This window comes from Actomonas spartinae (assembly GCF_051209155.1).
Lineage (GTDB): Bacteria > Verrucomicrobiota > Verrucomicrobiia > Opitutales > Opitutaceae > Actomonas.
Genome location: NZ_JBPJGB010000004.1, coordinates 348370 through 366886, shown reverse-complemented (window position 1 = coordinate 366886; position 18517 = coordinate 348370). Strand labels below are relative to the sequence as shown.

Annotated in this window: 15 protein-coding genes; 8 read left to right on the top strand and 7 right to left on the bottom strand. The window is 60.7% G+C overall.

Annotation, left to right across the window (positions count from 1 at the left end):
- The 3 genes from AC0MRV_RS18355 to hisA all read right to left on the bottom strand — a co-directional run bounded on the left by AC0MRV_RS18355 (position 1) and on the right by hisA (position 3457).
- A complete protein-coding gene (locus tag AC0MRV_RS18355) occupies positions 1 to 1206 on the bottom strand; it encodes a hypothetical protein (RefSeq protein ID WP_472765968.1) in 1206 nt (401 codons plus the stop codon).
- Positions 1207 to 1378: 172 nt separating this feature from the next.
- A complete protein-coding gene (locus AC0MRV_RS18350) occupies positions 1379 to 2698 on the bottom strand; it encodes a hypothetical protein (protein ID WP_472765967.1) in 1320 nt (439 codons plus the stop codon).
- Between the two features lie 33 nt (positions 2699 to 2731).
- Positions 2732 to 3457, bottom strand: coding sequence for a 1-(5-phosphoribosyl)-5-[(5-phosphoribosylamino)methylideneamino]imidazole-4-carboxamide isomerase (hisA, locus tag AC0MRV_RS18345; RefSeq protein WP_472765966.1), 726 nt, complete (start codon positions 3455 to 3457; stop codon positions 2732 to 2734).
- Between the two features lie 66 nt (positions 3458 to 3523).
- Here hisA and AC0MRV_RS18340 point away from each other — a divergent pair, with 66 nt between their 5' ends.
- Positions 3524 to 4594, top strand: a complete 1071-nt coding sequence (locus tag AC0MRV_RS18340) for a M42 family metallopeptidase (protein WP_472765965.1) — start codon at positions 3524 to 3526, stop codon at positions 4592 to 4594.
- Positions 4595 to 4603: 9 nt separating this feature from the next.
- On the opposite strand, the gene AC0MRV_RS18335 is transcribed toward AC0MRV_RS18340, so the two are convergent.
- The 4 genes from AC0MRV_RS18335 to AC0MRV_RS18320 are packed head-to-tail and all read right to left on the bottom strand — an operon-like array spanning position 4604 to position 9127.
- Entirely contained in the window at positions 4604 to 5305 is a 702-nt protein-coding gene (locus AC0MRV_RS18335) for an ABC transporter ATP-binding protein (protein ID WP_472765964.1), read from the bottom strand.
- Positions 5302 to 6555, bottom strand: a complete 1254-nt coding sequence (locus AC0MRV_RS18330) for an ABC transporter permease (protein ID WP_472765963.1) — start codon at positions 6553 to 6555, stop codon at positions 5302 to 5304. The genes AC0MRV_RS18335 and AC0MRV_RS18330 overlap by 4 nt, the downstream gene beginning before the upstream one ends.
- An 8-nt stretch (positions 6556 to 6563) precedes the next feature.
- Positions 6564 to 7661 (bottom strand): efflux RND transporter periplasmic adaptor subunit, encoded by a 1098-nt coding sequence (locus tag AC0MRV_RS18325; protein ID WP_472765962.1) that lies wholly within the window; start codon positions 7659 to 7661, stop codon positions 6564 to 6566.
- Positions 7658 to 9127, bottom strand: coding sequence for a TolC family protein (locus AC0MRV_RS18320; protein ID WP_472765961.1), 1470 nt, complete (start codon positions 9125 to 9127; stop codon positions 7658 to 7660). Before AC0MRV_RS18320 ends, AC0MRV_RS18325 begins: the two co-directional genes overlap by 4 nt.
- Between AC0MRV_RS18320 and AC0MRV_RS18315 the strand changes: the two genes are divergently transcribed.
- From AC0MRV_RS18315 to AC0MRV_RS18285, 7 genes are all read left to right on the top strand, one after another.
- Positions 9082 to 10044: an ABC transporter permease gene (locus AC0MRV_RS18315; RefSeq protein ID WP_472765960.1), complete on the top strand. Its 963-nt coding sequence runs from the start codon at positions 9082 to 9084 to the stop codon at positions 10042 to 10044. The two genes, AC0MRV_RS18320 and AC0MRV_RS18315, sit on opposite strands and share 46 nt — an antisense overlap.
- Before the next feature lie 43 nt (positions 10045 to 10087).
- Positions 10088 to 12085 carry an NAD(+) synthase gene (locus AC0MRV_RS18310; RefSeq protein ID WP_472765959.1) on the top strand — a complete coding sequence of 666 codons (1998 nt, stop codon included), beginning with the start codon at positions 10088 to 10090 and terminating at the stop codon, positions 12083 to 12085.
- A gap of 35 nt (positions 12086 to 12120) precedes the next feature.
- The gene (locus AC0MRV_RS18305; RefSeq protein ID WP_472765958.1) at positions 12121 to 13113 is read left to right on the top strand and encodes an NAD-dependent epimerase/dehydratase family protein; all 993 of its coding nucleotides are present in this window, start codon (positions 12121 to 12123) and stop codon (positions 13111 to 13113) included.
- 169 nt (positions 13114 to 13282) lie between these two features.
- Positions 13283 to 14704, top strand: a complete 1422-nt coding sequence (locus tag AC0MRV_RS18300) for an ABC transporter ATP-binding protein (protein ID WP_472765957.1) — start codon at positions 13283 to 13285, stop codon at positions 14702 to 14704.
- Positions 14701 to 15465 carry a hypothetical protein gene (locus AC0MRV_RS18295; RefSeq protein WP_472765956.1) on the top strand — a complete coding sequence of 255 codons (765 nt, stop codon included), beginning with the start codon at positions 14701 to 14703 and terminating at the stop codon, positions 15463 to 15465. Before AC0MRV_RS18300 ends, AC0MRV_RS18295 begins: the two co-directional genes overlap by 4 nt.
- Positions 15466 to 15475: 10 nt before the next feature.
- Entirely contained in the window at positions 15476 to 17227 is a 1752-nt protein-coding gene (locus AC0MRV_RS18290; RefSeq protein ID WP_472765955.1) for a glycosyltransferase family 2 protein, read from the top strand.
- Between the two features lie 24 nt (positions 17228 to 17251).
- Positions 17252 to 18505: a glycosyltransferase gene (locus AC0MRV_RS18285; RefSeq protein WP_472765954.1), complete on the top strand. Its 1254-nt coding sequence runs from the start codon at positions 17252 to 17254 to the stop codon at positions 18503 to 18505.
- The last annotated feature ends 12 nt before the right edge of the window (positions 18506 to 18517 follow it).

Below are 18517 nucleotides of genomic sequence, written 5' to 3'. Positions count from 1 at the left end.
TCAATAGTGGTAGGACAGTAACGCCGCGAACCCGAGTCCGGCCCCTGCCAGCATTCGCAGGGCTAGGCTTACTCCTGCCTGTATGTGCGAACGAACGAATAAGATTAAGAACGGCGTCGCCATACCAACGTATCGACTCGAGAACAGGTGGACAACTGCAGCGCATGCGCCGCAAAGAAGCAATAACCCGAGCGCAGCACAAGAAGACTGAGTAGCCGGTTTTTCAGCAATTCCGCCTAAAAGGACGCTGACACAACCACCACCAATAAATACGAATACAATGTTTACCACCATTGCCACATATTCCGCCGTGCGCCCTTCCAACAGGACAGACTGGACTGACTTCATTGGAAGAAACTGCTCGTGAAACAAAATACCGTTTAATACGATACTTCCGACGCCAAAAACGAAGGTTCGAAGAGGCGCTTTGAGAAACATACCAGGGGCCAATATTAGAATAAATATCCCAAGATAACAGAAGGCGGAAAAAGCATGACCAAACTCCAAGCCACCGCCGACGTAACCAAGAAGAGGCGGAACGACCCCGCCCCATATATAGAATAACACCATTAAGGGGGCAACCCCTAGGAGGCAGCTCCACCCAACCCACATCCAATTTCGCCTAGTGATAGCGCGCCAAGCAAGCGCCGGAAGTGCTGCAAGGTATGTTTGGCGACCCAATAGCATAACTATGATTCCTATTACCAAAACACCAGAAGCTATGCAGATAGGTCGGATATTCTCCTCCTGGCGCAGGCGCTCCGTTGCCCAAATACCAAGAACAAGCCCCACCATCGCCGGTATTTCGGTGAGAGCCATTCCTGCCACTACCCAAGTAACAGGCAAACCCATTAAACACCAAGCTTTCCAATCCGGCTCCCCGTTTATTCTAAATAGATCCCCGATTAAGTATACAATGCCTAGTAACAAAAGTGGATTAACAATCCTAAACCATGGAGCAGGCAGATGCCCTTGCCCGAGCGATATCGTATTATGAAGATAGGCATGAAGTGGGCCAGTTGGACCAAGTTGATTTCCCAAATACCACTCTAACATAGTGGCCCTTTTCGCCAACTGGTCGGCAAGCCCAATATACGCCGGCTCATCATAGACCAAATCCCGCCTACTGGTAAGGACAACGACAACCAGTGTTGCAAAAGCGCACCACCCAAAAAACTGAGGGGTCAACAACCGATATTTACCCATAGCAATAATCCTTTCTTGAGCCCACTAAAGACTCCATTAGGGTCGGCAACGTAATTGCAACAAATTCTGCCCGCCCGAGCGTTTTGGAACTATTGCCGAGACACAGCACAACCAAAACAATTACGCAATATTAGTTAATAGCAATATTATTTAACAATTCTTAATAAACCACTCAAATCGACCCACTACTAATAACGGACTTCGCCCGCGCCGAGCTGCGCCACCACCAAACGAGCAAGGTTGGAAACATGATCGGCACCACGTGCCGCTCGTAGGCAAAGCCGACTACGTGAAAGCCGGAGTAAAGAAAAAGGAAACCGAGGTAAAAGCCCGCCACCCCCACGAGTTGCGGCGCGCTGCGCCAACGCCACAGGTCAACCATTGATCGAACGATGGTCCACCACAGCAACAGGCGGAACGCCACCATCCAGACCTGCTGCAGGTTTTTCATCGCTCCCCGTTCGCCGCTACCGTCACGGGACGCTCCGTTCGGCCGCACATCGGCATAAAAAACCCAAGCCTTCGTCAGACAGAGCTGCGCAAACTCAAGTTTGTTTTCCCGAATAAAGTCCTTGGCTCGTTCTTTGAAATACCGGTCGTGGTCCCACTCGTCGACCAGCGGTCGATCCGCCGCCACCGCGCCTTCGTAGTCCAAGACATCGAGACTGTATTGTGGGTATAGTTCAGCCGTCTGAGGATTGTTGCCTTTGAAGAGATTCCAACCAGCCCACGAGGAACCGATCGTAAATTTGCCAGAGTGGATTTGGTTGAACGCAGCCAATCCGGCCATCCCGGCCAAAACCAATATCAGTGAAACCGCCATGGCCTTACCATTGCGGTGGATGATCCAAATCAACACTGGTGCCGCCATCGCCCAAAAGGGCATCGAATTTTTGAGGAAAAGGAGCGTCACCAAAATAAACCCGGTCGCGATGCCTGCTCGAATGGTGGACCACCAAACTCGATCCAAAAACAATACCATGGAAAACAGCAGTCCGAGCGGAACCGCCAAGTAAGCCTCTTCCACCGACAGCTCGAAAAATACCACGGCCCACCTGGGCATTGCGAGAAGCAGCACGGTCCCCGCGAACCAACGCGTCCAAGGCACCGTTCCTCGATGCGCCGTCAGAAATAACAATAGGAACAACATTCCGCCCAAGGGGATGCTTTTGACCCAAAGCACTCTGCCCTGATCATCACCGCAGAGCATTCCGCCCATTTTGAGGCTGTAGGGAATGAGCGGCAGTCGATGGGCAGAGAAACAGAGCCCGGGATAGTGAACATCACAAACGCGGTAAGCCCCATCCTCGTCCAGCGCCTGCAATAATACGCCGTAGCCAAAGCCCAATCGATGAAGCGATGCCCCATTCCGACCATAAGCCCGATTGAACAAGCTCGTGCCGATCACCACGTAGGCCAGCACCGCCAGCGCGATCACCCAGCCGAAGCGAGGCTTACCCCATCCAAGATGCTCACGCAGCTTTTCCATCACGGTGATCAGGTGGCAGCTTCAGGATCATTCCGGCTAACCGACAATTGCGAGTAGATCGCCCAACTCCACCCGCTTTTCATAAAGGGCTTTGCCCACGATGACGCCGCCCAGATTCGGGCGGCGTTTTTCGATTTCAGTCAAACCGATCACATCATCACGGCGGCTGACGCCGCCGCTGGCGATGATGGTCGCCGACACGGCGTTGGCCATTTCCTCCTGCGCCGCGAAATTCGGGCCGGTTAGCATGCCATCGGTGCCGATGTCGGTGTAGATGATCGTCCGCACACCGATCTGGTCCATTTGCTGAGCCAGTTCAATCGCCCCGGTGCCGGTGGTATCCACCCATCCCTTGACCGCGACCTTGCCGTCCTTCGCGTCGATGCCGACCGCGATCTTTTCACCGAAGGCCTGCACCATCTCGGCCACAAACTCCGGACTCTCGGCCGCCTTGGTTCCGATCACCACGCGGCTTACGCCAATCGCCAGGGCCCGCTCGATGGTTTCTCGATCGCGCATACCTCCCCCAAGCTGCACCCGCATGCCTGTCTCCACCACGGCCTGCACCCGCGCCAAGTTCTGGGGGGATCCCGCGAACGCTCCATCCAGGTCGACGACGTGCACCCAGGGGCTGCCCGTGGCTTGGAACTCCTTGGCCACATCGGCCGGGTTGGCTGCGTAAACCGTTTCCTGGTCGGCGCGTCCTTGCAGCAACCGCACCGCGCGGCCGCCTTTGATGTCGATGGCTGGATAAATGATCATCGGGATTTTTGATTTTGGATTTTCGATTTTCGATTTCAGGCTCGGCCAAAAGCAACCGTTCGTTTCATGCCAAAATCATACTCTCCCCCTGCGTTTCTCACCGAACTCCTCGCGGCCCGCGCGCCCTCCGGTGACGAATTCGAAACCCAAGCGGTATTCGATCGCCATGTGCAGCCCGCCGCCGACGTCTATGAGAAAGACGCCCTGGGCAACCGCGTGGCCACGCTCAACCCGAAAGGCGACCCGACGCTCATGCTGGCCGGCCACCTCGACGAGCTGGGCCTGCTGATCACCTACATCAACAACGACGGCTTCCTCTACTTCAGCACCATCGGTGGCCACGACCGCATCATGATTCCGGGTCGCCGCGTGATCATCCGCACCGCCAACGGTCCGGTCCGCGGTGTCACCGGCAAGCGCGCCATCCATCTGATGAATCCGGAGGATCGCAAGAAGGTGCCAGAGATTCACGAAATGTGGATCGATATCGGCGCCAAGAACAAGAAGGAGGCGATGAAGCGCGTCAGCGTCGGCGATAGCGCCACCTACGACCACGAATTCGAACTGCTGAACGGCACCATCGGCACCGCGCGCGCCTTTGACAATAAGGTGGGCGCCTACGTCGTCGGCGAGACCCTCATTCGGCTCGCCAAAGCCAAGAAGTCACCCGCCGCCCGCGTCGTCGCCGTCGGCACCTCGCAGGAGGAGATCGGGGTGCGCGGGGCCACGACCTCCAGCTACGCGGTCAACCCGCACATCGCGATCGCGGTCGATGTCGGTCACGCCACCGATCATCCCGACTGTGACAACCGCAAATTTGGTGAAATCAAACTCGGCGGCGGCCCGATGCTCTGCCGCGGACCGAACATCAACCCATTGGTGTTTCAACGCCTCGTCGACGCCGCCAAGAAGGCGAAGATCGACTATCAACTCGAGGCCGACCCGCGCCCCACTGGCACCGATGCCCGCGCAATCCAAATGGCACGCGGCGGCGTGGCCACGGGCCTCGTTTCGATCCCGCTGCGCTACATGCACACCCCCAGCGAAATGGTGGACCTCGCCGACGTGGAGGCCTGCGTGAAGCTGCTCGTCGCGTTCGCCCAAGCGCTCAAGCCGGGCGACTACCTGCATTGGTAGGCTGACAGATCAGCTGGCGACGAATTCTCCGTCCCGCATCGGACGGATGAAGTCGCAGCGCTGCGCGATCTCCGGATTGTGCGTCACCAGCACGATCGCCTGACCGTTCTCTTTCGCGAGACGGGTCAGAAGATTGAAAACAAGGTCCGAGTTCTTCTGGTCCAGGTTGCCGGTCGGCTCGTCGGCCAGGATGACGGAGGGTTCGTTGGCCAGTGCCCGCGCGACCGCGACCCGCTGCTGTTCGCCACCGGATAGCTGCGTGCCCAGACGATGCGTCTTGTCCCCCAGGCCAACGGACTCCAGGAGCGACCTGGCCTTCGCCTCCATCTCGGGCTGACTGAGGCGGCCCTGCTTGCGCATGGGCATCATGACGTTCTCCAAGGCGGAGAACTCGAGCATCAGAAAATGAAACTGGAACACGAAACCGAGGTGGCGATTACGGGCGGCCGTGCGCGACTCGTCGCTGCTGTTCGACATGAGCTCGCCCGCCAGCCAAATCTTGCCCCCGTCAGGTTGGTCCAACAGGCCGAGCTGATAGAGCAGCGTCGATTTGCCGCAACCTGAAGGTCCAACGATCGCGTAGACGTGACCGCGCTTGGCCTCGAAGGACACGCCTTTCAACACGTGCACCCGCCCCTCGTCCTCGCCGAGGTAGCGGTGCAAACCTTCGCAACGAATCACAACGTCGTCGGTCACGGTATTGTCGCTCATTGCGCGGTCCCCCGAATGACATCGCCCGGCTCAAGCCGCGCGGCGCGGCGAGCCGGAATCAAACTGGCGACCATCACCATCACAACCGCGGTCACCACGGCGTAGAGGTAGTGCCACCACGACCAAGCGACGATGAAGGTATCCGTTGCGAAAATACCTGTGATGCGCACACGCACATTGGAAATCGCATACGTGCCGCCCGCCCCCAAGGCGCAGCCCAGAATGGTGCCGATCACGAGCACGATGACCGCCTGCCAGATGAAGATTTGCAGGACGTCCTCCCGCGTGTAGCCCATGGAACGCAGAATCGCGATGTCCTTGGTCTTCTCCATCACGATCATCGCGAGGGTATTGAACATCGCCAACCCGGCGATGAGGGTGAATACCGAAACCGTGATGCCGGAGGAAATGCGCAGCGCGCGAAACACCTCCAGCCAGGTCTTCTCCCGCTCCTGCCAACTTGTCGCACTGTGCTTGAGCGTTTCCTGCATCAACAGCGCGTCGGCCGGTGCCCGGTTGGGCTCGATCAGCCCGACCTGCAGGAAGGAAGCGCCGTTGGTTTTTTTGAGCAGCGACCGCGCCTCGGAGAGGTGCATGTAGATGCGTTCCTTGTCGATGTCGGCGACACCGGTTTCGTAGATCGCACACACGGTGTAGCGACGATTCTGCTCCCGGGTTTGCAGGGACACGGAGTCCCCAATCTCAAGCCGAAGACGCGTGGCCAATACGCTGCCAATCATGATGCCCAGCGGCGAAACCCGGTAGACCCCCACGTCGCCGCGCACGATCTGGTGCTCGAGGTCGGAAACGGCGATGTGATCGTCCAGCTCGATGCCGTAAACCTTGGCACTCTCATCCTTGAAAGAGCTCTCCGCCGTGATCGAGCCGGTCACGACCTGAGAAATCGCGGCCACGTTGCCGAAGGGGCGCAGCGCTTTGATCAGCAAATCCGGCTCATCGATGCCTTCGATGTATTTCCGGTTCTTCTCGTTGGAGATGAGCATGCTCGACTCGCCGCTCTCAGTGCCGCCGGCGAACATGACGCCCATGGTGTCCTGCATCTTGTCGGCGATGCGAATGGCGCCGTTGGTGCCGAGAATCGTGCGGATAAAGAATTTCTCGAAGCCACTCGTGGTCGCCTGCGTGATGACGAACAATCCGACGCCCAACACGATGCAGGCGAGGCTCATCAGCATGGCCCGCTTTTTGGCGGTCAGGAACCGAAGCGCGATGCGGAAATTGGGCGACATGATCGCGATTAACCGCGCTCTTCCACGTTCACTCGATCGCCATCGCGATAGAGGTCGATTTCCTCGGTGATGACCAAGTCCCCCGGCTCCAAGCCGGAAAGGATTTCCACTTCGTTGAGACTCTCGTAGCCGGGTTCAACTTGGCGCACCTCCACCACTCCATTGTTCACCACCATCACTTTGTCGCCGATCAACGCGCGGCGCGGGATGAGCGTGGTGTTGTTACGCTCCGCGGTGACGATACTCACCTCACCGGTCAGGCCCGGCACGAGACGTTCCAACTCGATGTCCACGTCGAGGTGAACGATGTAGCGCTGGGTCTCGGCGTCGGCGGCCGGCAGAACCTTCGAAACCGTCGCGCTGAACTGCTGGCTGCCGTAACCCAACAAGCGAACAGAGGCCCGCTGCCCCAGCGCGATGTTGGAAAAGTTTTCCTCACTGATGCGGGCCTCCACCGTGCGGCTCTTCGATATGAGCAGCGCGATCGGCGAACTGGAACCGATGAGATCACCCGGTCGGGCATACACCTCGGACACCACACACTCGAATGGGGCCGTGATGCGCATCTTGGCCAATTCGCGCCGGCGTTGGGCGAGGTTGTTGCGGTAGTTGGCCAGCTGCAGCTCGTTGTTCACCTCCTCGAGTTTAAGCTTCTGCTCGATCTGCTGCACGCCGCGCTCCTGTTTGCGATACTCAGACTCGGACATGTTTCCGCTGCGCCGTAGGCGCTCGGATTGGGCCAGGTTCTCCTTGGCCGTTTCCAACTCCAGCGCGATCGATGAGCCCACCTCAATCTTGGCCTTGGCCGCCTCGTATTCGCCCTGAATGCGCTCAATCTCCAGTTCGAGATCGCTGGGATCGATCTGCACCAGAAAGTCGCCTTCGGCAAAAGCCTTGCCGGGATCCAGTTCGGATTCCACCACGCGACCGCCGACCTCGGACTTCAAGTCCATGTCGAACTCGGCCAGCACCGTCACGCTGCCAGGCACGGATTGCAGTGCCCGCCCCTGCCAAGCGGCGCGAACGATCGCGGTCGGGCGATTGAGAAAGATCGCCGCGGCAACAGCCGCCGCCACGATCAGGACGAGCGCAAGAAGCTTCTTCATAGGCGATGGGACGGGATCAGGTCGACCGCCGGATCTGCCTCGATGATCCCTAAAAAGTTAAACAAGGCCTCCCAATAAACGTAGCGGGCCAACATCGCCGAACGCTCCCGATCGGCCATGCCGAGCTTGGCCTGCGCCAGATCGTTTTCGGACGCTTCGCCGCGATCGAACTGACCTTGCATGTATTTGAAGTGGTTTTGGGCATTGACCAGTTCCTGGTCGCCGACCTCTGCCTCGATCGCGCGATACTTAAGCTGACGGGCAAAACTTTCCGCGTCGGCGATGATGTTTTCGCGTCGCATTTCAAACGCCTTCTCACCGGCCCGCAGCCGGTTAAGACCAGCCCGCACCCAACCGCGCTTCGCAAAGCCATCGAACAGGGTCCAGGAAACGCTCAGACCACCGAAGATGGATTGATACTCGTAACGCTGGGCGATGTTGGCGGTGTAGCTCTGTTCGTCTTGGGAGATGCCCGCCATGAGCCCAAATTTTGGCCGCAGGCTCACCTTGCTGTTCTGCAGGTCGTTTCGTTTGGTCTTCAGGTCGAGTTCGAGAATATTGAGCTCCGAGTTCCAAGCCCCCGGATCCTCGCTGAACCGAGCCAGCAACGACGCCAAAAAGCGCGCGTCGCTTTCCGGAGTGACTTTGGGGAACTCGTCGGCGATTTCATCATCGGATATCGACTCGACCCCGACCATCCGGGCAAACACGCCCTTGGTGTAGAGCAACTGCTCTTCGTGGTAGGCCGTGCCTGCCAAATTGCGCTTATACTTCAGACGCACGTCCTGCAGGGTCGCCTCGGAGATTGTGTTCAGCTCCCGCTTCTCGATTGCCTGCTCGAGCTCCTCTTCCATCAGGGTCATGCTGAAACGATGACGGACGGCCATCTGCTTGAGCAGAATCAGCTCCAGATACTTTTTCCGGACCTCAATGGCCATGGTGACGAAAGCCTGCTTGGTGCGGCCGTCTTCCATTTCCCGGCGCAGTTTGGCGTTCTCAATATTGCGTGAGATGATGCCCCACTGGAACAAGGGTTGGGTCATTTGCGCACGGTAGTAGATCTTGTTCGCGGACTGCGGAGCAGCGAAGTCCGCCCGGTCTTCCCGTGCCTTCAAAATGTCACCAAACATGCCCAAATTCGGCAGGCGAGCGGCCTTGGCGGCGATAAGTTCGCCATCGGAAGCGGCTTCATCGAAGCTGCGCAAGATCATCCGCGGTGAACGATCTGCTGCGATTTCGATGAATCGTTTCAGGTCCGGAAGCGTATCCTCCGGCAGATTGAGTTCCGACTGGGCCTGCAGGCCGGTTACAATCAGGACCGCGCCCCACAGGACACGGGAGAAAAAGCGCCGGGCAAAACGGCTGGGTGTGAACAACATTGAAATGGGTCTGGGTTTCAAACGATCGCCTCGAGAGCACGGTGAATCCGAACTGGCACAACGCCATACCAGCAACTCGTCACGCAAGCTCATTCTCCGGTATGACAAGCCCCCGCCGTCCACCAACCATCGGCAAATTGAGCTTTACTCACCATGGCGCCTGCTGGTTCGTCTTCGAGTCGATGTCTGCCACGCCGCTCGCGCCAACTAAACAGGTTTCCCGCCTCTGGGCTTCCCGCGATTTGCTGTGGCAGTTCACCCAGCGTTCGATCGAGCTGCGACATCGTGGCAGCCACCTGGGGCTCGCCTGGTCCTTCATCCAGCCCTTGCTGATGCTCGGGCTCTACGTGGTGGTCTTTGGCTTCATCTTCGACGGCAGCTTCGGCGTGCTGCCGGACGAAACCGCGGTGGATTACGCGTTGGGTATCTTTCTTGGGCTCACCCTCTTTCATTTTGTCGCCGAAAACTTCGCCCTGGCCCCCAACATCATCGTGGGAAACCCCAATTTTGTGAAAAAGGTGGTCTTCCCGCTGGGTGTGCTTCCCGCCGCTTCCGTCGCCACCGCCGCATTCCACATGATGATCAGCCTCGGACTGGTCCTGGCAGGCGTGCTGATTTTTGGTCACGGCCTGGCCTGGAGCGGACTCTGGCTGCCGATCATTCTTATTCCGTTAGGGTTCATGACGCTTGGAGTGACCTACGCCATCGCCGCGATCGGGGTCTTTTGGCGCGACCTGCAGCAACTGACCCAGTTCGCGATGCTGGCCCTCATGTATGCCAGCGCGATTTTTTTCCCCGCCTCAAAGGTCCCGCCATCAATCTGGATTTTCCTGCGTTTCAATCCCCTTCTGCTGGCGATCGAACTGTCCCGTGACGCCTTGCTGTGGCACCGGCCGATCAACCTCCATCACTTGATCTACCTTTGGGTCTCAGGTGTGCTGGTCTTCCTGCTTGGCCGTTGGATTTTCGCCCGCTTGCGCCCAGCCTTCGCTGACGTTCTATAAAGCTGTCTTCCGCGTCCCCCCCGCCCGCAGAACTTCTTCGCATTTGAACGCCCCCGAACAGCACGGCTTCCTTCGTCTCGCCACCATCGCGCCTGAGCTGCGTGTCGGTGACACGACGTTCAACACCGCCGAACACCTGCGCTGCCTCACCCAGGCGGTCCGTTCCGGCGCCCGCGTCGCCCTGTTTCCCGAACTCAGCCTCACCGGCTACACCTGTGGCGACCTCTTCGCCCAAGACATCCTGCTCTCCGCCGCCAAGGAGGCCCTCCAGCACTTGGCCGCGGCGACCGCCGATCTTCCCATCCACGCGCTCGTCGGCCTTCCCCTGGTCATTGACGACCGGCTCTACAACTGCGCCGCCCTGATCGGCGAAGGGGCCGTTCTCGGCATCGTGCCGAAATCTTTCCTCCCCACGACGCACGAATATTACGAGGAGCGGTGGTTCACGAGCGCAACCAGGCTCACTGCCGTGGCGGTCGAACTCGAGGGCGGCCTTGTCCCGGTCGGCACCGATCTGTTGTTCAACGACGCCGGGCACCGGCTGACTCTCGGAGTCGAAATCTGCGAAGACCTTTGGACCGCCAACCCGCCCAGCGGCAACCTGTGCCTGGCCGGCGCCAACCTGATTCTCAACCCCTCCGCGAGCGATGAACTGTTGGGCAAGGCGCCCTACCGCCGCGACTTGGTCAGACAACAATCGGCCCGCTGCCTCGCCGCCTACGCCTACGCCAGCTCAGGCCCCGGCGAATCATCGACCGATGTCGTCTTCTCCGGCCACTGCCTCATCGCCGAAAACGGCGCCCTCCTGGCCGAGAGCGCGCGCTTCCGCTTCGCCGCGCAGATCACCTGCGCCGACATCGACCTGCAACGCCTCGGCCATGAGCGCCTAACCAACAGCAGCTACTCGGCCGGCGCTCCGTCCGAACCGACCGAACGTGTGCCCATCGCGCTCTCGACCAAGGCTCCGCCCAAGTCGGCGGCGCCGCTGGGTTCCCTGCGTCCGAACCCGGCCCACCCCTTTGTTCCGAGCGACCCCGCCATCCGGGCGGCGACCTGCCACGAGATTTTCTCCATTCAATCCACCGGCTTGGCCAAACGCCTGCGCCACACCGGATCCAAGAAGGTCGTGATCGGCATCTCCGGCGGCCTCGATTCGACCCTCGCGCTGCTGGTCACCGTGCATGCGTTCGATCTACTGGGTCTGGACCGATCCGGCATCATCGCGCCGACCATGCCCGGTTTCGGCACCACCAAGCGCACCCGCGGCAACGCCGAGCAGCTGGTCGCGCAACTTGGCGCCACCCTGCGCGTCATCCCCATCGGTCCCGCCGTCAAACAACACTTCGCCGACATCGGCCATGACCCCGCGCGCCACGACGTCACCTACGAAAACGCCCAGGCCCGTGAGCGCACTCAGATCCTGATGGACGTCGCCAATCAAGTCGGCGGTTTCGTGGTTGGCACCGGTGACTTGTCGGAGTCGGCCCTCGGCTGGTGCACCTTCAATGGCGATCACATGTCGATGTATCACGTGAACGCCGGCGTCCCCAAGACCCTCGTGCGCTACCTCATCGACTGGGCGGCCGACGAACAATTTTCCGGCGCCACCACCGCGGTGCTGCACGACATCGCCGCGACGCCGATCAGCCCTGAACTGCTGCCCAAGGGCGCCAACGATGAGATTCTCCAGCAAACCGAAGACGTCGTGGGGCCTTACGAGCTGCATGACTTCTTCCTCTTCCACATCGTGCGACACGGCTGCCGGCCGGCAAAGATCGCCCATCTGGCCGCGCTTGCATTCGGCGACCAATACCCACGCACGACCATCCTCAAGTGGCTCGAGGTGTTCGTGCGTCGCTTCTTCGCCCAGCAGTTCAAACGCTCGGCCATGCCCGACGGCCCCAAAGTCGGTTCGGTCGCGCTCTCCCCGCGGGGCGATTGGCGCATGCCCAGCGACGCCTCGAGTGCGACATGGCTGGCCGAAATCGCCGCGCTGCGGCCTCCCCATGCTAAAACTCCGCGCCGGAAGCCGCGCCGTTGACGTATCCCAGGAAGCACCCGTCAACTCCCTACCCGATGAAGGATGATCTGATCGTAGTATGCGGCGCCGGCGGATTCATCGGCGGGCACCTGGTCGGCGATCTCGTGCGGCGCGGACACACCCGTATCCGAGCGGTGGATATAAAACCGCTCGACCAGTGGTTTCAGGTCTTCGAAGAAGCCGAGAACCAGGTCTTTGACCTGCGCAAACCCGAGCCCTGCCTGCAGGCCTTGGCCGGCGCCAAGTGGGTCTACAACCTGGCATCCGACATGGGCGGCATGGGGTATATCGAACACCACAAGGGCCTCTGCATGCTCTCCGTCTTGATCAACACCCATCTGTTGATGGCTGCCCGCGAACAAGGCGTGGAGCGCTTTTTCTACGCCTCGTCCGCCTGCGTGTATGCCGAGGGCAAACAACATGACCCCGCGCTCACCGGCCTCAAGGAAGACGACGCCTACCCCGCCATGCCGGAGGACGGATACGGTTGGGAGAAACTGTTCTCCGAGCGACTTTGCCGACATTTCAGGGAAGACTTTGGTCTCACGACGCGAGTCGCCCGCTTTCACAATGTCTACGGTCCGCACGGCGCCTTCACCGGTGGCCGCGAAAAAGCCCCGGCCGCCATCTGCCGCAAGGTCGTGGAAGCCAAGCTGTCGGGCCGGCACGAGATCGAGATCTGGGGCACCGGCGAGCAGACTCGCTCCTTCATGTATATCGACGACTGCCTGCACGGCACCCAAGCCATCATGCGCAGCGACGACATCACGTTCCCCATTAACCTGGGCAGCGAGGAGAAGGTCTCGATCAACCAACTCGTGGACATCGTCGAGGAAATCGCCGGCATCACCCTGCGTCGTCGCTACAACCGCGATGCGCCGCAAGGCGTGAACGGCCGTAATTCTGACAACACCCTCATTCGCAAGATGCTCGGTTGGGAACCCTCCACGGCGCTCAAGACCGGCATGGCGCACACCTATGCCTGGATTCACGATCAGGTGGTCGCCGGTTCCTCCCCGCGCGAATGACCTCGGGCGCGCCCCAACCTGGCAAGCTGCCTGGCTCCCAATCGGGTGGTCAGCCCGAGCCTAAAAAAGCTTTACTCTCCCGGGCAGCTCCAAGTTGTTGCTCCGTTCCGCATGTCACGCCTCCATCTCATCGTCCGACCACCTGCCGCGGGTGCCTGAGCTGATCGCCATGGAGAAAACATCCGTCATCGAAGCCATCGACGTTTCCAAACGTTACCGGATCTGGGAGACGCCGGCGGCGCGTCTGAAATGGTCGGCCCTCCAGACGCTGCGCAAGACCGCGCCGACCGACAGTTGGTGGGACCAACGGCTGTCCAAGACCTGCGCGAGCTACTACCGCGATTTTTATGCCCTGCAGAATGTTTCCCTCACCGTAAAACCAGGCGAAAGCGTGGGGATCATGGGGCGCAACGGGTCCGGGAAATCCACCCTCCTGCAGATCATCGCCGGCACCCTTCGTCCCACCGAGGGGCACGCCCAAACCCGCGGCCGCATCGGCGCGCTCCTCGAGCTGGGCAGCGGGTTCAACCCCGAGTTCACCGGCCGGGAAAACGTCTACCTGAACGCCGCCCTGCTCGGCCTCTCCCGGGAGGAAACCCACGAAAAATTCGCGCAAATCGAAAGCTTCGCCGACATCGGCGACTTCATCGACCAACCCGTCAAAACCTACAGCAGCGGCATGGTGGTTCGACTCGGGTTTTCGGTGCAAACCGTGATCGAACCCGAGGTGCTCATCGTCGATGAGGCCCTCGCCGTGGGTGACGAGTCCTTCCAACGCAAGTGCTTCCGCCGCTTGTTGGATCTTAAGGACCGTGGCATGAGCTTGCTCTTTGTTTCCCACGCCGCGCCCCAGGTCATCGAACTTTGCGATCGGGCGCTGCTGCTCGTGAATGGCAAGGTTTCGTGCGAGGGCGAACCCAAGCAGGTCGTCAACGAGTATCACCGCCAAATTTATGGTGCCGAAGCCGCCGACGGCCGTCGGCCTTCGAAGATTCCGAGCCGTCAGAAGAGCGCCCCCGCCACCGGCAACTGGCAAGCGACCGTCTTGAACCGCGAGGCGCGATCGGATGAATCGCATGAGGCCGCGTTCCCCAAGAACTCCGCCATTCATTCCTACCCGGCTGTCGGCGCGCGTTTGTCGCTGCCTTGGATCGAGAACAGCGCGGGCGAGGTGGTGAATCACCTGACCCGCGGACAAACCTACCACTACAACTACGTGGCGGAGTTTGAGACCGACCTCAGCGGCGTCCGCTTTGGCGCAATGATCAAGACGACCACGGGTTTGGAGCTCGCCGGCATGACTTCCCATCGTGCCACCGAGCGCATCGCCCAGGTCGCCGCCGGCACCCGCTGCCGGGTCCGCTTCACCTTCGAGTGCCAACTCCTGCCCGGCGCCTATTTCATCAACGCGGGTTTGCTCGCGGTCGATGGCGAGGGAAAGGAATACTTCGCCCACCGCCTGGTCGATGCCTGTATGTTCCGCGTGATCTACGAACCCGACCTGCCGGTCAACGGCACCATCGACCTGCTCAACCGGGTCGAGATCGACTTTAATCCGGCGGACACCACCCCGCCTCCAGTTTTCCCGTGAAAATTTCGGTCTACTACTGCTTCCCCCGATCCGGCGGGACGCTGCTCAATCAGTGTTTGTTATGCCACCCGGACAACCTCGTGCTCAGCGAGGTAAATCCGGCCGGTTCGGTCATGGCCCCGCTCCGCCAAGCCACCGAGTGGTTTGGGCTGCCTTTGGCCGATGCGTCCGAAGAGGACAATCCCTCCGACTACGCGGAAGCAGTCACGCAGATACACCAAACCGCGCTCGAAACAGGTCGCCGGCTCATCATTCGCGACTGGACCGGTGCCAACTTCCTCGACGGCCTCTCCCCTTGGCTGGGTCGCGCGAGTGGCCAGCTGGAGCAACGACTCTATCTCGAACGCCTCGGCTTCACTCTGCGGGAATGTGCCTTCGTCCGCCGCAGCCACGCGACCTACCGCTCGCTGGTGAAACATATTCCCGAGTGCGCCGAACTCAGCGTGGAGCAATTTGTCGACGTCTATCGGGCCTTCCTGGCGCAGATCCAAACCATGCCGCGATTCACCCTCGAAAACTTCACCGCCAACCCAGCCAAAGAGCTGGCCGCGATCTGTGAAAAACTCGACGCCGCCCAACCCGGGCCGGATTTCGCCACGAATTTCGCCCAGGTGAAGGAAGTAAACGGCAACAACACCCTCGCCCGCCCCCCGGAATCCGCCAGCTGGCAGCAGATCGAAAAAATCGCCTCCACGCCGCCCGCCGAGGCCCCCGCGCCATTCGCCGAGCTCGACGAGCTGGCTGGCTTTACCCGTAGTTAAGGTTCCGTTGATGACACCTGTTCCCTCGCAAGAAGATCCCCTTTGGTCGGTGGTGCGCGCCCGCGACTCCGCGCTGCGCCAAACCCGCGCGACCTACCACGCCCGTTGTCAGGAACTGGAAGCCGCTCTGGCCCAGACCAAAAAATTCCTCCGCGAGGTCGAGGCCGACCGCGACGAGGCGGCGAACCAGCTCAAAGAGTTCTGCGTCAAAATGGAGACCTACCAGAAGACCTTGGACTCCAACCAGGATCGAATCGAGGAGGTCTGGAGCTTGGTGCACGAAGCCCGCGCCGAGTCCGCCAAACTGCGCGACCGGCTCGCGACCGAGGTCACCGACCAACTCGAGGCCATGACCCGGGGCGATGTCGCCGCCTATGCTTCTCATCTGCATCGGGTCCTGGTGCCGGTCTATCGCCCCAGCCTGCTCCGCACGATCGTGCAACTGACCCTGCAGGGCACCGTTGTTCACGTCTTTGATGCCCCAGAACAACTGGCCAATGGCAGCGATGCTTCCGTGCGCTTTCACACCACCTCGGCGTGGAGCCACCTCTCCGGCCTCGAATCCTGGTTTAACGAAGCGGCCTACTTGGAGCGCTTTCCCGATGTCGCCGGGGTCGTGCGCGACGGCGGCCTGCGCAGCGGTTGGGACCACTACCTGCAATTTGGTCGCGCCGAGCACCGCCACCTCGGCGATCGCTTCGACGCCGGCATCGCGGACTACGACGCGGTCGTCCTCGATCACGCGGATGCCGACGAAGTCCTGCGTCTGCTGCGCGGCCGCCTGCAACCCTACCACCAGATCCTTGTCCGCAATGCCCCACCGGACGATGAGCGCTGGCAACAGGCTGAGTGCCGCCCGCGTGCTCTCAGCCAGGGTGAGAGCCTGCTGCTGCATCGTCCCGCCACGGCCTGGACCGATGTGCCGCGCCCGACCTACCGCCGACGCACCTTCGACAACTGGCCGCGGCGCCGCCACGACGACCTCTACCCCGCCACCATGCCCGGCGGCGGCGAATGGCCCAAGATTTCCATCATCACCGTCAGCTTCAACCAGGAGCCCTACCTCGAGGCGACGCTGCGTTCGGTGCTGGATCAGGGGTATCCCAATCTCGAATACATCGTCGTGGATGGTGGCTCCACCGACGGCTCCGTTGACCTCATCAGGCGCTACGAGGACCGCCTGGCCTGGTGGGTGAGCGAAAAAGACCGGGGCCAGTCGCACGCCCTCAACAAGGGTTTCGCCCGCGCCACTGGCGAAATCGTCACGTGGTTGAACAGTGACGACCGGCTCGCCCCCGGCAGCCTGTTCACCGTCGCGCTTTCATTCCGTCACCACAATACCGACATGGTGATCGGTCGCTGCGCCCGTTTGCGCGATCATGAGCTGCTCGCCGAACACATTCACCAGTGTTCCCTGCCTTGCGGCAAGATCGTCGAACTGCCGCTCGCCCAATTGCTCGACCTCGACGGCGCGTGGATGAAGGGCAAGTTCTTCCACCAACCGGAGGTGTTCTACACCCGCGAACTCTTCGATCGCGCCGGTGGCGAGCTGAAGGAAGACCTCTACTTCAGCATGGACTACGACCTGTGGGTGCGCATGGCCCGGGTCGGCGCCAAAGCGCTGAGTATCCCGGAGATCACCACCCTCTTTCGTTTGCACGCCGCCCAAAAAACCGGCGGCGATGATTTCCCCTTTCTTCCTGAACTTCGTCAGGTTCACGCTCGCCACCGCGAGGAGTGCCTCGACCTGCGCTTGATCTGAGCGCCGCCGTATCACGATCAATCCATGGCCGATCACTCCGCCACTTCCGCTTCGTCCTCAACCCGCCGCCGGGTTCTTTTTCTCAACGACCTGGGTTTCCACTACGGCGCCGGCATCGCGCAGGCGCGCCAGATCCAATCCCTGTTGGAACTGGGCTGGGAAGTTGGCGCCCTTGCCTGGGAGCCCGGCCATCTCGGCCTCGACCAGATGCTCACCCGTCCCAGTGAGGCGGATACCTGGCTCGGCATGCTGCGGGCCAGCCGTCCGCACCACCCGGGGCGGCGTGACCCGGAGACCGTGATCGCGGGTCTGCTGACCGACATCGGTCGCTTCAACCCCGATGTGGTCATCGCCGGCAATCTCCATTCCGCCCGCTGGCCACTGCAACTGCTGGTGGCAATCCGCCAACTTGGTATTCGCGTGGTCGCCTACATGCACGACGGCTATCTTTTCACCGGCCGCTGCCCCTATCCCGGCGATTGTGAACTCTTTCTCACCGGCTGCGACCACCGCTGCCCCACCGCCACCGAATACCCCAGTCTGGAACCGGAACAAATCGCCCCGGAATGGCGCCTGCGCCGCGACATTTTCGCGCCGGCCGCCGGCATCGAGGTGGCCGCCAACAGCCATTGGACCCGTGATCAATTTCGTCGCGCCATCCCGCGCCACCATTCCTGCGAAACGGTCTACCTCGGCGCCGATGAACGCGTGTTCTGTCCCGGTGACAAAGCCGCCGCGCGCGCCGCCCTGCAGATTCCCGATGACCGCCCGGTCGTGCTGTGCGCCGCCGTCAACTTTCAGGAGAAACGCAAAGGCACCGCCCATCTCGAGCGCGTCATCCAGGCCCTCAAGGAGGACGTGCGCTTCATCGCGATCGGCCATAATACCAACCGTTTCCCGGATCTCCTGGGCATGGGCTACCACACCGACCAAAGCCACTTGGCGCGGATCTACCAGGCCGCCGATCTCTACCTCGGCACCGCCCGCGAGGAGGCCTTTGGGCAGACCATCCTGGAAGCGCAATTATGCGCCCGACCGGTCGTCGCGTTCGATGTCGGGGGAGTGCGCGAAATCGTCGAACATCAAAGAACAGGTCGCCTGATTCCGCTCGATGACGACACCACCATGATTCAACAGGTGCGTGAGCTGCTCGCCGATCAGTCCGCCCTCACTGAACTCGGCGCGGCGGGACGCGAATTGAACGCCAGTCGATTCAGCATCGCAGCCCAAGCCGCCGGTTGGGAACAATACCTGCAGCGCGTTCCCGCCTCTCCCTAACCCTGTCCTCCG

What these genes read in the sequence shown, in the direction of transcription:
- AC0MRV_RS18355 (WP_472765968.1), bottom strand. Translation starts at nt 1,206, where the DNA reads ATGGGTAAATATCGGTTGTTGACCCCTCAGTTTTTTGGGTGGTGCGCT.
- hisA (WP_472765966.1), bottom strand. Translation starts at nt 3,457, where the DNA reads ATGATCATTTATCCAGCCATCGACATCAAAGGCGGCCGCGCGGTGCGG.
- AC0MRV_RS18340 (WP_472765965.1), top strand. Translation starts at nt 3,524, where the DNA reads ATGCCAAAATCATACTCTCCCCCTGCGTTTCTCACCGAACTCCTCGCG.
- AC0MRV_RS18335 (WP_472765964.1), bottom strand. Translation starts at nt 5,305, where the DNA reads ATGAGCGACAATACCGTGACCGACGACGTTGTGATTCGTTGCGAAGGT.
- AC0MRV_RS18330 (WP_472765963.1), bottom strand. Translation starts at nt 6,555, where the DNA reads ATGTCGCCCAATTTCCGCATCGCGCTTCGGTTCCTGACCGCCAAAAAG.
- AC0MRV_RS18325 (WP_472765962.1), bottom strand. Translation starts at nt 7,661, where the DNA reads ATGAAGAAGCTTCTTGCGCTCGTCCTGATCGTGGCGGCGGCTGTTGCC.
- AC0MRV_RS18305 (WP_472765958.1), top strand. Translation starts at nt 12,121, where the DNA reads ATGAAGGATGATCTGATCGTAGTATGCGGCGCCGGCGGATTCATCGGC.
- AC0MRV_RS18300 (WP_472765957.1), top strand. Translation starts at nt 13,283, where the DNA reads ATGGAGAAAACATCCGTCATCGAAGCCATCGACGTTTCCAAACGTTAC.
- AC0MRV_RS18290 (WP_472765955.1), top strand. Translation starts at nt 15,476, where the DNA reads ATGACACCTGTTCCCTCGCAAGAAGATCCCCTTTGGTCGGTGGTGCGC.
- AC0MRV_RS18285 (WP_472765954.1), top strand. Translation starts at nt 17,252, where the DNA reads ATGGCCGATCACTCCGCCACTTCCGCTTCGTCCTCAACCCGCCGCCGG.